The organism is Pseudomonas sp. NY15437, assembly GCF_048068435.1.
GTDB classification, from domain to species: Bacteria; Pseudomonadota; Gammaproteobacteria; order Pseudomonadales; family Pseudomonadaceae; genus Pseudomonas; species Pseudomonas nitroreducens_B.
In genome coordinates this window covers 1-12,933 of sequence record NZ_JBLUQC010000003.1, presented here as the reverse complement: position 1 = coordinate 12,933, position 12,933 = coordinate 1, and the positions used below count along the sequence as shown (strand labels likewise).

Here is a 12,933-nt window from a genome sequence, read left to right as displayed (position 1 = left end):
TTTGTGTTTCTCTGACAGCAAGATTACGGCTTATCCGGAGCCCTCCTACAGACCAGTGGCTGGCGTCTTCTTCTTTCACCTCCCCACAACACCGATAACCGGGGTGGGGCGTGGATGTCTCGCCCTCGCGTTGACAAACACATGGTGTGAACAAGGAGTGTCCTGATGGTCAGTAGCGTCAGTCTCATCAAGCTTTCGAAAAAACTCTGGGCAGGTCTGCCCGGTTCGGACAGCAAAGGTTATAGCGCCCCACCGGCGACGATGCAGTTCGCCTTCGGCGTCGTGGCGGCGGACATGTCCTTCGCGCAGATCAGCGGCGCCGACGGTTATCTCGACGAGAGCCGATTGATCACCGGCATCCACTGGGTCAGCGGCGACCAGACCACCGCCTTCTCCCTGCCGCCGGGCCGGTACCGCCTTTACGAATTCACCCTCGTGCGCGCCGCCGACAACGCCACGCTGAAGTTCGCCAAGATGGGCGGCTGGCAATTCAAGGCCGACATCAACGGGGTCGAAACTGCCGCCATCGATGACGAGAACGCCGTTCCGTTCGAGGTGGGCACTGACGGCCAGGACATCGCCATTGTCGGCATCAACAAGACCTACTCGGTACTGGTCGACAAGCTCGCTGGCGGTCGGCCGCAGGCGGGAGTGATGTTCTTCGGCAGCAGCTCCGGCTACGGGCTGTTCCCCCACGACTGGAACGGCCCCGCCATCGTGAGCGTCGGGGTGACCGATGCCACCGGCAGCCTGAGGCTGGACGGCTTCACCTCCGGCGGCAATGCCTTCCTCCATGAGGTCATTCCCAAGGCCGATTACGAGGCGGGCGTGCGAGCCAATCGAATGGACGTGCTGCACCAGGACGGCACGCCCTGGTTCAGCTGCGACTTCGCCGAGGGCCACGCCGTCACCCAGGCCGAGCTGGACCATCTGCTGCGCGAGCCGAAACTCAACGCCGCCGCGCGCGAGCTGATCCGCCAGAACCTGCACGTCGGCGACTACCTGTGCGCCGCCACCAATTACCTGTACGAGCGCCAGGGCATGCTCAAGGCGACGGTCCACAATGGCGGTACACCCAACGTCAAACTGTACAAGAAGCTGTGGGCCGGCGTGCCGGGCTCGGATGACAAGGGCTACTCCATCCCCGACGTCACGATGCAGTTCGCTTTCGGCATCGTCGGCGCGGACACCTCCTTCGCCCAGATGGTCGGCGCGGACGGCTACCTGGATGAAAGCAAGCTGATTGGCGGGGTGATCAGGCTCAGCGGCGAGCAGGTCGTCAGCTTCTCGTTGCCACCGGGCAAGTACCGCCTCTACGAATTCGAGCTCGTTCGCGCAGCCGACAACGTGACGCTGAAGCTGGCCAAGATGGGCGGCTGGCAGTTCAAGGCCGAGGTCAACGGGGTCGAAACCGCCGCCATCGATGACGAGAACGCCATTGCGTTCGAAGTGGGCAACGGCAATAGCGAAATCACCCTGATGGGCATCAACAAGTCCTTCTCGGTGTTGATCGAGAAACGCGCCGACGGCCAGCTGAAACCTGGGGTGATGATCTTCGGCACCAGCTCAGGCTCGGGGCTGTTCCCCCACGACTGGAACATCGCCGCCATCGTGCGTGTCGGAATAACGGACGCTCAGGGCAGCCTGAGGCTGGACGGCTTCACCTCCGGTTGCAATGCCTTCATCCATGAAGTCATTCCCAGGGCGGATTACGAGGCGGGGGTCCGCGCCACCCGGATGGATGTGCTGCATCAGGACGGCAGCCCCTGGATCAGCTGCGACTTCGCCGAGGGCCACGCCATCACCCAGGCCGAGCTGGACCACCTGCTGCACGAGCCGAAGCTCAATGCCGCCGCACGCGAGCTGATCCGCCAGAACCTGCACGTCGGCGACTATCTGTGCGCTGCCACCAACTACCTGTACGAGCGCCAGGGCATGCTCAAGGCCACGATTCACAATGGCGGCATACCCAACGTCAGGCTGTGCAAGAAAATCTGGGCTGGCGTCCCCGGCGCCGACGAGCAAGGACGCTCCGCTGCGGCTGAGACGATACGGTTCGCCTTTGGCATCGTCCCGGGGGATGTCACCTACAGCCAGATCATCGGCATCGATCGCTATGTCGACGAGGCCAGGCTGATCGGCGGCGTACGGTTCATCGACGGCGCCCAGTGCATCGACCTGCACCTGCCTGCGGGGCGCTACAAGCTCTATGAGTTCACCATGGTGCGCGACGCCGATGGCACCCGCCTGAAGTACGAACGCAAGGGCGGCTGGGACTTCACCGCTGACATCAACGGCAAGAACACCGGCCCGGTGGGCGACAACGATGGCATTCCCTTCGAAGTCGCTAGCAACGGCACGCTGATCGAACTGGTCGGGATCAACAAGGCGCTGTGCGCGCACATCACCCTGTTCGAAGGCCAGACGCCGAAGGCCGGGGCCCTGTTCCTGGGTACCAGCTCCTACCTGGGCCTGATACCCGACATCCAGGGCTGGAACGCGGGCGCCACGGTGCGCGTCGGCGTTACCGATGGCCACGGCCAGGTACGCCTGGACGGCTTCAGCTCCGGCAACAACGTCTTCATTCACCAGGTCATCGCCCAGGCTGACTACCGAGCCGGGGTGCGCCCTGGGAACATGGACGTCTACGGTATCAACGGCAGCCTCTGGCTCACCTACGGGTTCCCGGAGGTACGGCAGGTCACCGCTGAATATCGGGCGGCTCTATTGCGCGAACCCAAGTTCAACGTGGCGGCGCGCCAGTTGATCGACACGCACCTGCAGGTTGGCGATTACCTGTGCGGCAACAGCCAGCGCTACTTCTATGAGCGGCAAGGCGTCATGCAGCTGGTGATCCACAATACCCGCGGATGAAACCCGCACTCAGGCTCGCCGCACCGGCGGGCCTGAGGTGGCCGCAGTGTGCGACAAGAATCAGAGCCCCATCTGCTTGGCAATGATCTCGTTCATGATCTCCCGCGTGCCGCCGCCGATGGAGAGGATGCGGTTGTCGCGGTACAGCCGCTCCACCAGGCTCTCGCGCATGTAGCCCATGCCGCCCAGTACCTGCACCGCGTCGTAGGTCACGCGGTCGGCAACGTCGGTGGCGAAATTCTTGGCCATGGAGATTTCCCTGATCACGCTCTTGCCGGCCGCCATCTTCGCCGCCTGGCGGTAGGTGAACTCGCGGGACACCTCCACCTGGGTGGCCATCTCCGCCAACCGGTGCTTGAGCACCTGGAACTTGCCGATGGGCTTGCCGAACGCCTCGCGCTCGCGGCTCCACGCCAGCGCCTCGTCCAGCGCCAGTTGCGCGGTCATGTTGGCCATGATCGCCAGCGCCAGGCGCTCGCTCTGGAAGTTCGCCATGATGCAGGCAAAACCCATGTTCTCGGCGCCGATGAGGTTTTCCACCGGCACCTTGCAGTCGTCGAAGAACAGCTCGGCGGTGTCCGATGCCCACCAACCCATCTTCTTCAGCGTGCGGCTGACGGCGAAGCCGGGCGTGCCCTTCTCCACCAGCAGCAGGCTGACGCCGCCGAAGCCATCGCCACCGGTGCGCACCGCCACGGTGTAGTAATCGGCGCGCACGCCGCTGGTGATGAAGGTCTTGCTGCCGCTCACGCGGTAATGGTCGCCGTCGCGCACGGCGCGGGTCTTCAGGCTGGCCACGTCGGAGCCGCCGGACGGCTCGGTGACCGCCAGGGCCATGATCTTCTCGCCGGCCAGCACCTGCGGCGCGATGCGCTCGCGCAGCTCGGGGCGGCCCCACTTGATCAGCGGTGGCAGGCCGATATCCAGCGAGCCCAGCCCCGCCACCAGCCCGCCGGAGCCGCAGCGCATCAGTTCCTCGCTGGCCGCCACCTTGGCGAACAGGTCGCCCTCGTGGCTGCCGCCAAGCGATTCCGGGTAGCCGATGCCGAGGATGCCGGCCTCGCCCGCCTTGCGGTACAGCTCGCGGGGGAACGCTTCGGCCTCCTCCCAGTCGGCCACGTGGGGCAGGATTTCACGCTCGACGAAGCGCCGCACGCTGTCGCGGACCAGGCGGTGGCTGTCATCGAAGTATTCGGCGAACACGGACATGGCGAGGCTCCAGGCGATTTGCCTGAAACTTACCGAGCGCTTGCTTGGTTTTCAAGCAGAGACACCCGCCATCGGCTAGGACAGATGCGCCGCCCCGAATCGCTCGCGGTAGGTCGAAGGCGCCACACCTGCCGCACTGCGGAAGGCGTTGCGGAAGCTCTCCACGGTTCCGAAGCCGCATTGCTCGGCGATCCGCTCGACGCTCTCGCCGCTGCTTTCCAGCAACTCGCGGGCGCGGGCCATGCGCTCGTGCTGCAGCCAAGCCTTGGGCGTCATGCCGGTGGCCTCGCTGAAGCGGCGCAGGAAGGTACGTTCGCTCATCGCCACCCGGCTGGCCAGCTCGCCCACCGAAATCGACCGGTCCAGCCGTTGCCGGGCCCAGTCCAGCAGCCCGGCGAGATCGTGCCGGGGAGCCTTCGCCACCGGCGCAGGGATGAACTGCGCCTGCCCGCCGCCACGTTGCGGCGACATCACCAGGCGCCGTGCAACGGTATTGCCGACCTGCGTGCCGAAATCCCGCGCCACCAGGTGCAGGCAGGCATCGATACCCGCCGCGCTGCCGGCCGAGGTGATCAGTTGCCCGGCATCGACGTAGAGCACCTGGGCATCGACCTCGATGGCGGGAAAGCGCGCCGCCAGCTCGTGGGTGTAACGCCAATGGGTGGTTGCCCGACGGCCGTCGAGCAAGCCGGTGGCGGCCAGGACGAAGACCCCGGAGCAGATGGACAGCAGCCGTGCGCCTTGTTCATGGGCCCTGCGCAAGGCCTGCACCAGTTCGGCGGACGGCGCCTCGGCGCGGTCGCGCCAGCCCGGCACGATGATAGTGCCGGCCGTCTCGAGGGCTTCCAGCCCGCCATCGGCCAGGACCTGGATGCCGCCCAGCGCGCGCATCGGCCCCGCGTCGACGGCGACGACACGGTGGCGATACCACGGGAAGTCGAACTCGGGACGCGGCAGCCCGAACATCTCCACGGCGATGCCGAATTCGAAGGTGCACAGGCCGTCATAGGCAAGAACGGCCACATCCAGGGGATCGCGCTGCATTTGGCGGAAAACTTCCGATCACTGTCCAGGCCGCCACTGTAGCCGATTCAACCTGCCGCCTACAGTGCAGCCATCTTTCACAGGAGCCTTGCCATGCCCAGCCTCGTCAGCCAGTTCCCCGCCGCCCTGCCCGCCGACGCCCTCGCCCACTTCAGCCATCGCCTGGCCTTCGAGACCGATTGTTCGGACGTGAACCACGCCCTGCAGAACGGCGAGCAGGATTTCGTCCTGCTCGATGTACGCAGCGCCGCTGCCTTTGCCCGTGGCCACGTGCCTGGCGCGCTGAACCTGCCCACCCGCGAGATCGATGCGCGGCGCATGGCGCAGTTCACGTCGGGCACCTTGTTCGTCGTCTACTGCGCCGGGCCGCATTGCAACGGCGTGCACCGCGCCGCCGCGAAGCTCGCTGCCCTGGGCCTGCCGGTGAAGGAGATGATCGGCGGGGTGACCGGCTGGCTGGACGAGGGCCTGGCGCTGACCGGCGCGGCAGGCCACCCGCCAGTCAGCCAGGCAGACGGCATCTCGTGCGCCTGCTGAGCATTCGCGAGGCACGGCAGGACGATGTTCCCGCCGTGCTGGAGCTGATACGTGCCCTGGCAGCGTTTGAAGGCTACCTCGACGACTTCGCGGTGGACGCCGACGCCCTGCTCGCCCGCGCCTTCGGCACAGCGGCGCAATGCCAGGTATTCGTCGCCGAGCGCGAGACACTCTGCGGCTACGCCGTCGTGCAGACGCTTGCCTTCACCTTCGACCTACGCCCGAGCGTTCGACTCAAGGAGCTGTATGTCGTCCCGGCGCAGCGCAACGGCGGCGTCGGCGAAGAGCTGCTGCGGCGCGTCGCGCACTGGGCGCTGGAGCAAGGCGCGGGCCGCCTGCTGTGGGACGTGCTGGCCGGCAATGACGCAGCCGAACGCTTCTACCGGCGCCTGGGCGGTCGCCCTGACAGCAAGTGGATTGCCTACGGCATGGATGACCGGGCGCTGCAGCGCCTTGCCGGCGGTTAGCCGCTGATTGGCCGACGTCCCGCCAGGGCGTGGGCCAGGGTGCCACCGTCCACCAGCTCCAGCTCGCCCCCCAGCGGCACGCCGTGGGCGATGCGCGACAGCACCAGGTCGCCGCCGCCCAGTAGCTGGGCGATGTAGTGGGCGGTCGCCTCGCCTTCCACCGTGGGGTTGGTGGCAAGGATGATCTCGCTGAAGTTGCCGGCCTTGATCCGCGCTTCCAGCTCGGGAATGCCGATGGCTTCCGGCCCCAGGCCGTCCAGCGGCGACAGGTGCCCCTTGAGCACGAAGTAGCGGCCGCGGTAGCCGGTCTGCTCCACGGCGAACACATCCAGCGGGCCTTCCACCACGCACAGCAGGCTGTCATCCCGGCGCGGGTCGGTGCATTGCGGGCAGAACTCGTCCTCGGACAGGGTGCGGCACTGCTTGCAGTGGCCGACACCTTCCATCGCCTGGGTCAGCGCCTGGGCCAGGCGCAGGCCGCCACTGCGGTCGCGCTCCAGCAACTGCAGCGCCATACGCTGGGCACTCTTCTGGCCCACGCCGGGCAGGGTGCGCAGGGCATCGATCAGTTGGCGGATCAGCGGCGTGAAGCTCATGGGGCGGTCTCGGATTCGGGAGAATTAAAACGAAGGAACGCGCAGTTCACGCTCACATACTTAGCAAGTCGGACGGCAAGTGCGTTCGCTTTGGGAACAGGAAAAGAAGAGATCAGCCCACGGGCCGCTCAGGCCCAAGCAGGGCAAGGCGCTGTCGGGTGAGGAACCGGAGTGTGCTGCAGCACATGAGGATTCCGAACCCGACGGCAACGCCGCCATGCGCCGGGCATGGGCGGCACGATCACACTCAGAAGGGCATCTTGAAGCCGGGCGGCAATTGCATGCCAGCAGTCATGCCGGACATCTTCTCCTGGTTGTTCTGCTCGATCTTGCGCACGGCATCGTTCACCGCGGCGGCGATCAGGTCTTCGAGGATTTCCTTGTCTTCCTGCATCAGGCTGTCATCCAGGGAGACGCGCTTGACGTCGTGGCGACCGGTCATCACCACGCTCACCAGGCCGGCGCCGGATTGACCGGTCACTTCGGCGTTGGCCAGCTCTTCCTGCATCTTTTGCATTTTTTCCTGCATCTGCTGGGCCTGCTTCATCAGGCCAGCCATGCCACCTTTCATCATGTCGAGTTCCTCGATTCGTTCAGTCGTGGCGAAGTCAGGGTCTGGTCGCGGCTGCGCGAGCGAGCGCAGCAGGCCGCGGCCAGGGTCCTCAGGCCTTCGCCTCCAGGGGTTCAATAGTACCGTCGCGGACCACCGCGGCGAACTGTTGCTTCATCTGTAGCACATAGGGGTCGGCGGCGATGGACGCCTCGGCCTGGCGCTGGCGCTCGGCGCGCTTGCGCGCGGCAGCCTGGGCCGGGGTTTCCTGCTCAGGCTTCTGCTGGGTGACCTGCAGCGTCAGGGTACGCCCATGGTACTGGTTCAGCGCATCGTTCAGGCGGCGCTGCTGGGTGGCGTTGAACAGGGCGCTCTGGCCCGGGTCCAGGTGCAGGTGCCAGTTGTCGCCATCCACGGCCACCAGGGTGCAGTTGGCGCCGATGCTGGCGGTCAGGCCGGCCAGGCCCAGGCGCGGGAACAGCTCCAGCCACTCGGCGGCAAGGCCGGTGGCGGGCATGGCGGCAGGCTCGGGTTCCGGCTCGGCCTGCTCCTGCGGCGCCTCGTTCTCGAGGTAGCCGTAGGATTCCATGTCGACTTCGTAGTAATCCTCGGCGGGCGGCGGCTCGTCATCGCGATCGTCGTCTTCGGCCGGGGCCTCGGTTACCACCGGGGCGGGCATGTCCACCGGGGCCGGCGCGGCTGCTTGCACCACAGCGGGCGCAGCCGCGACAGGTGCAGGTGCAGGTGCAGGTGCAGGTGCAGGTGCAGGTGCAGGTGCAGCAGGCTCTGCCGGCACGGGCGCGACGGCAACCGGCGCCGCGGGCTCGTCCCATGGCAGATCCACCGGCACGTCGGCAACCGGCGGCGGTTCGACTACCGGAGCAGGTTCAGCCGCGGCCAGGGGTTGCGGCTGCGGCTCGACCGGAACCGGGGACGCTGCGACGACCGGAGCGGGAGCCACAACGGCCGCGGCCTCCCCGACCGGAGCCGGGGCAACCTGAGGCTGCGGCGCAGCAACGGCCGGAACAGTCTCGGCAACCGGCGCGACCGGAGCGGGCGCGGCGGGCGGCGCGGCAATGGCTGCAACCGGCGCCGCAATGGCGGCGCCGGCCACTGGGTTGGGGTTGGAATCAGCCGTGGCCTTGCTGATCCCCAGGTCCTTTAGTGGCGACCTGGGCGCGCCGTCGGCATCCGCCGGGCGGAACGCCAGCATGCGCAGCAGCACCATCTCGAAGCCGCCACGGGGGTCCGGCGCCAGCGGCAGGTCGCGACGGCCGATCAGGCCCATCTGGTAGTAGAACTGCACGTCTTCGGCCGGCAGCGCCTGGGCCAGTGCCAGCACGCGATCACGGTCGCCCTGGCCGTTGTCCACCGCCTCGGGCAGCGCCTGGGCGATGGCCACGCGGTGCAGCACGTTGAGTATTTCGGCCAGTACGCCGCCCCAGTCCGGGCCCTGCTCGGCCAGGTGGCGGACGGCTTCCAGCAGCGCACGGGCATCGCCTTCGAGCAACGCATGGAGCACGCCGTAGACCTGCCCGTGATCCAGGGTACCGAGCATGGCGCGCACGTCGGCGGCCAGCACCTTGCCTTCGCCGAAGGCGATGGCCTGGTCGGTGAGGCTCATGGCGTCGCGCATCGAGCCATCGGCCGCGCGGCCCAGCAGCCACAGCGCATCGTCCTCGAAGGGCACGTTCTCGGCGCCCAGGACGTGGGTGAGGTGCTCGACCACGCGCTCCGGCGGCATGTTCTTCAGGGAGAACTGCAGGCAGCGCGAGAGGATGGTCACCGGGAGCTTCTGCGGGTCCGTGGTGGCCAGCAGGAACTTCACGTGGGGTGGCGGCTCCTCCAGGGTCTTCAACAGGGCGTTGAAGCTGTGGCTGGAGAGCATGTGCACTTCGTCGATCAAGTAGACCTTGTAGCGCCCGCGGCTCGGCGAGTACTGCACGTTGTCGAGCAGCTCGCGGGTGTCCTCGACCTTGGTGCGGCTGGCGGCGTCCACTTCGATCAGGTCGACGAAGCGGCCCTCGTCGATCTCGCGGCACACCGAGCATTGCCCGCAGGGAGTCGAGCTGACGCCGGTCTCGCAGTTCAGGCACTTGGCCAGGATGCGCGCGATGGTGGTCTTGCCCACACCACGGGTACCGGTGAACAGGTAGGCGTGGTGCAGGCGCTGGTTGTCCAGCGCGTTGATCAGGGCCTTGAGCACATGGGTCTGGCCGACCATTTCGCGGAACGAGCGCGGACGCCATTTGCGGGCAAGAACCTGATAACTCATTGAAATCCATCGCGACAGGTGAGCAGAAGTGCGCTAATCCTAGCGAAGCGGACTGTAAATTGCACCCGATGTCCGCACCGGTCGTTGTCGCATCTTGGCAAGGGCCGGGCTGCACGGCATTGTGTCGTCGTTCTGCCATCAACGGAGCCTTGATGCGCTTCCTTGCCACCGCCCTGCTGCTGATCGCCACTCTCGCCCAGGCCGACGACCGTCCCCTGCGCTTCTCGGTGGTCGACAGCTGGGCGATGCCCCTGGCACAGATCGAGAATGGCGAACTGACCGGCGGCATCATGTTCGAGCTGTTCAACGAGGCGGCGCACGAACTGGGCCGGCCGGCCGCCTTCCACATCGTGCCCCGCGCGCGCATCGAACAGGCGTTGCTCACTCACACCGTCGACGTGCGCTGCTACGTGTCGCGCAGCTGGATCGAACACGAATTCAACGACTACCGCTGGAGCGCCCCGCTCCTGGTGCAGCGCGACCTGCTGGTGGTGCGCGACGCTCCGGCAGACAAGCTGGAAACCCTCCCCAGCCAATCCGTCGGCACCGTGCTGGGCTATCACTATCCGCGCCTGCAGCCGCTGCTGGACAGCCACTGGCTGACCCGCGACGACGCCCGCAACCAGGAGCTGGTGCTGAAGAAGCTGCGCATCGGCCGCTACCAGTACGCCATCAGCAGCGAGTTTGCGCTGAACTGGTTCAACCGCTCGCTGCCCGAGGCGGAGCGCCTGCGGATCGCCAGCGTGATCGAGGAAACGCCGCTGTCGTGCATGGTGCTGGATACGCCGGAGGTGCGCGCCGACGAGGTACTCGCGGTGCTGGCGAAGATCAAGGCGTCGGGGAAGATCGAGCAGATCCTGGATCACTATCGCTGAGGCGATTCGTGCATCGACAGGCGGGGGCGCGAGGTTTTCCTGGCCCCGAAATGGAGGCGGCCCCGCCAGCTCTCGGCAGAGTATTTCCCGCTGTATTGGCTGAGCATTTCCGAAGCCATGTAGATGCGGATATGCATCGCTGAAAGCCTTGTGGGCCATGGCTTTCAAGGAATTCCAAACCGAAATTTTCATAGAGAATCGGTCCTGAAAATCCTGGGTGTGGCTGCACTGTCACACTTTGCTGTACCACTCAGGTGTCATACCCATGGCCTTCATCATTCGTCGCGGCGCCGTCTACTACCTGAATCTGAGATTGCCCAAGTACCTGCATCGCCAACGCGACACCGTTCGAATTAGCCTCAACCTCAGAAGCAGAAGGGAAGCCTTGTTCATGGCAAGCGGTATTGCCCAACGGGTTTACCTGCATCTCACTGCTAATCCACTCAGCTCTCCCGAGGAGCTGCGTCAGCTATGTATCCAATGGCGAAACGAGGTTCGGCAGTCCGCAGCAATGCCTGACCAATCGCTCCGCATTACGCTTCCGATGCAGACCTCGGCGCAACTGCTACGGCCTACGACCGCACCTTCGGCAACCACTCCGTCACTGAGCACATTGTCAGAGCTCTATATAAAGGAGGGGAACAGTAGCGGAGCTTGGCGAGAGGCAAACACCATGGACGTGCGCCGGGCGCTTCGGGATTTTTTCGTACTGATGGGAGATATGCCTATCAGCGATTTCGACGCAGAGCAGGCACGAATTCTCAAGCACAGGCTCGGCAGGCTCCCCCAATACTTCTCTCAACGCCCAGAATTCGAGGGCATGACCTTGAGGCAGGTTGTCGAGTCAACGATGACCTACACGACCATCACCGCAGTAACGATCAACAACCGATTGCGGAAGCTGACTGCGTTCTTTAACTGGTGCAAATCTAACGCCTACATAACCCAGAATCCGCTTGCTGGCGTGAAGGTAATGGCTGGTGCTGCTAAGGAGGCTCGCCTGTCTTTCACTCCCGCCGATCTAGAAACGCTCCTGAACCTCGATACGCTTCGGCATGAGGCACGTAAGCATCCCTGTAGGTTCTGGCTCCCATTGCTAGCACGTTTCACAGGAGCACGGCTGGAGGAGTTATGCCAACTTCATATCGATGACTTCTGCTTGGTGCAAAACACACCATGCATTCGCATAGATGATCGCCGCGAAGGACAGCAACTCAAGAACCGCAGCAGCCGCAGAACTATTCCTATCCATCCCATCCTCTTGGATCTCGGCATCCAAACGTATATCGACTCGGTGCGAGCCTCTGGAGCCTCCCGAATCTTCCCTCAGCTTGAAGCTGTGAGAGGAAAATACGGTTACGGGCCCTCAAAATGGTTTGGCCGGTATCGGAACAAACTTGGGATCAGCGATCCGAAGAAAACATTTCATAGTTTCCGACACACATTCGTCGATGACTTACGTGAGGCTGGAGTACAAGACTCCATCATCAAGCAACTGCTTGGCCACGCCGATGATTCAGTGACATTTGGGATTTATGGCAGTCGAACTCCTATTAAGGAGATGGCTCGCGCAGTCAAAAAGATTCCTATCGCGAGCAACCACAAGAGCACAGAGCACCATTAAAGATGAACCAACCCACCTATTAACTTGAAACCAACCGCAAGCGTCGATTCAAACGGAAAGTTGCACTTTTATCAAACTTACTCATTGACAAAATGCAACTTCCGTGAGACAATAAAGGTAGTAAATAAGATATTATTCCCTTCCTTCTTTCTAGCAGCTTTCTCCTCCCTCTATTTGCTTCTAGTCCGCTGACTACTACAAACTACGATTACTTCCCTGTAGTAGTTCAACACCCTCTATTCAAGTATCACAACATTGATCACTGCTCCGGAAGAATTCGGTGATCAGCTTAGCAAGCTGCTTTCCGTGTGCGCAGGTGGTCAAACACACGGACTAATTCCTAATCCTTAATCTAGTTAGGATACTGCTCAAGGGTCTTGCAGCCCTACATAACCGTCTACCAGTACGGCGGGCAATTACTGGTGCCTCCTTCCGGGACGCTTCTTAGCGTGCTTCAGGCCGTTGTCTGTGCGGTGCGGGAAATACAGACCTTTTCCATGTTGAGCGGGCTTCGTGCCCGTTTTCTTTTATCCAAACAATTTTCTAACTCAATCCGTATCTCAATCATTGGAGGGACAACTATGTCCAGAAAAGTCTCAAAATGCATTTGCAAACATTGCAGTAAAGTTTTCTATGCTCGTTCGCCACTTGCAGAGCTATGCAGCAAGAAATGTGCTAACGCCCACTTCCGTTCGAAAGATGCACCCTCGCAAGCCGACCTTCAGCGACTGTACGAACTGCAACAGTTTCAGGAATCGGCGTAATGGCCTTTGAATCGCCCCGGCTTTCCTAGACACTTTCCAAGCTCTGGAAATAGCGTTTCTCAAACTCCACTGGCGATAGCTGCATAGCGCTGCTGTGCCGGCGTTTGGGGTTATAAAA

The 12,933-nt window shown here is 63.6% G+C and carries 10 protein-coding genes; 5 read left to right on the top strand and 5 right to left on the bottom strand.

Features of this window, described 5'->3' with window-relative positions; all coding sequences use genetic code 11:
- Positions 1 to 165 precede the first annotated feature (165 nt).
- The gene (locus ACNFIA_RS07580; RefSeq protein WP_416783775.1) at positions 166 to 2,874 is read left to right on the top strand and encodes a hypothetical protein; all 2,709 of its coding nucleotides are present in this window, start codon (positions 166 to 168) and stop codon (positions 2,872 to 2,874) included.
- Positions 2,875 to 2,934: 60 nt separating this feature from the next.
- Here the strand turns inward: ACNFIA_RS07580 and ACNFIA_RS07575 are convergent, their stop codons facing one another.
- Positions 2,935 to 4,083: an acyl-CoA dehydrogenase family protein gene (locus ACNFIA_RS07575; protein ID WP_416783774.1), complete on the bottom strand. Its 1,149-nt coding sequence runs from the start codon at positions 4,081 to 4,083 to the stop codon at positions 2,935 to 2,937.
- A 75-nt stretch (positions 4,084 to 4,158) separates the two neighbouring features.
- The gene (gene ftrA / locus ACNFIA_RS07570; protein ID WP_416783772.1) at positions 4,159 to 5,127 is read right to left on the bottom strand and encodes a transcriptional regulator FtrA; all 969 of its coding nucleotides are present in this window, start codon (positions 5,125 to 5,127) and stop codon (positions 4,159 to 4,161) included.
- 93 nt (positions 5,128 to 5,220) lie between these two features.
- On the opposite strand from ftrA, the gene ACNFIA_RS07565 reads away from it, so the two are divergent.
- Positions 5,221 to 5,664, top strand: coding sequence for a rhodanese-like domain-containing protein (locus ACNFIA_RS07565; protein ID WP_416783770.1), 444 nt, complete (start codon positions 5,221 to 5,223; stop codon positions 5,662 to 5,664).
- Positions 5,652 to 6,131 (top strand): GNAT family N-acetyltransferase, encoded by a 480-nt coding sequence (locus ACNFIA_RS07560; RefSeq protein WP_416783769.1) that lies wholly within the window; start codon positions 5,652 to 5,654, stop codon positions 6,129 to 6,131. The genes ACNFIA_RS07565 and ACNFIA_RS07560 overlap by 13 nt, the downstream gene beginning before the upstream one ends.
- Here ACNFIA_RS07560 and recR read toward each other — a convergent pair.
- The 3 genes from recR to dnaX form a co-directional block, all read right to left on the bottom strand.
- Positions 6,128 to 6,727 carry a recombination mediator RecR gene (gene recR / locus ACNFIA_RS07555; RefSeq protein ID WP_259755892.1) on the bottom strand — a complete coding sequence of 200 codons (600 nt, stop codon included), beginning with the start codon at positions 6,725 to 6,727 and terminating at the stop codon, positions 6,128 to 6,130. The two genes, ACNFIA_RS07560 and recR, sit on opposite strands and share 4 nt — an antisense overlap.
- Before the next feature lie 247 nt (positions 6,728 to 6,974).
- Complete coding sequence (locus tag ACNFIA_RS07550) at positions 6,975 to 7,301, bottom strand: YbaB/EbfC family nucleoid-associated protein (protein WP_017516839.1); 327 nt, start codon at positions 7,299 to 7,301, stop codon at positions 6,975 to 6,977.
- 88 nt (positions 7,302 to 7,389) lie between these two features.
- Positions 7,390 to 9,552, bottom strand: a complete 2,163-nt coding sequence (gene dnaX, locus ACNFIA_RS07545) for a DNA polymerase III subunit gamma/tau (RefSeq protein WP_416783767.1) — start codon at positions 9,550 to 9,552, stop codon at positions 7,390 to 7,392.
- 152 nt (positions 9,553 to 9,704) lie between these two features.
- On the opposite strand from dnaX, the gene ACNFIA_RS07540 reads away from it, so the two are divergent.
- Both ACNFIA_RS07540 and ACNFIA_RS07535 read left to right on the top strand, forming a co-directional pair.
- Entirely contained in the window at positions 9,705 to 10,427 is a 723-nt protein-coding gene (locus tag ACNFIA_RS07540; protein ID WP_416783765.1) for a substrate-binding periplasmic protein, read from the top strand.
- Positions 10,428 to 10,692: 265 nt separating this feature from the next.
- Positions 10,693 to 12,051: a site-specific integrase gene (locus ACNFIA_RS07535; protein ID WP_416783764.1), complete on the top strand. Its 1,359-nt coding sequence runs from the start codon at positions 10,693 to 10,695 to the stop codon at positions 12,049 to 12,051.
- Positions 12,052 to 12,933 lie beyond the last annotated feature (882 nt).

Bases quoted from the DNA above. Each gene is read 5' to 3' on its own strand.
- ACNFIA_RS07580 (WP_416783775.1), top strand. From the start codon at position 166: ATGGTCAGTAGCGTCAGTCTCATCAAGCTTTCGAAAAAACTCTGGGCA.
- recR (WP_259755892.1), bottom strand. From the start codon at position 6,727: ATGAGCTTCACGCCGCTGATCCGCCAACTGATCGATGCCCTGCGCACC.
- ACNFIA_RS07550 (WP_017516839.1), bottom strand. From the start codon at position 7,301: ATGATGAAAGGTGGCATGGCTGGCCTGATGAAGCAGGCCCAGCAGATG.
- ACNFIA_RS07575 (WP_416783774.1), bottom strand. From the start codon at position 4,083: ATGTCCGTGTTCGCCGAATACTTCGATGACAGCCACCGCCTGGTCCGC.
- dnaX (WP_416783767.1), bottom strand. From the start codon at position 9,552: ATGAGTTATCAGGTTCTTGCCCGCAAATGGCGTCCGCGCTCGTTCCGC.
- ACNFIA_RS07535 (WP_416783764.1), top strand. From the start codon at position 10,693: ATGGCCTTCATCATTCGTCGCGGCGCCGTCTACTACCTGAATCTGAGA.
- ftrA (WP_416783772.1), bottom strand. From the start codon at position 5,127: ATGCAGCGCGATCCCCTGGATGTGGCCGTTCTTGCCTATGACGGCCTG.
- ACNFIA_RS07565 (WP_416783770.1), top strand. From the start codon at position 5,221: ATGCCCAGCCTCGTCAGCCAGTTCCCCGCCGCCCTGCCCGCCGACGCC.
- ACNFIA_RS07540 (WP_416783765.1), top strand. From the start codon at position 9,705: ATGCGCTTCCTTGCCACCGCCCTGCTGCTGATCGCCACTCTCGCCCAG.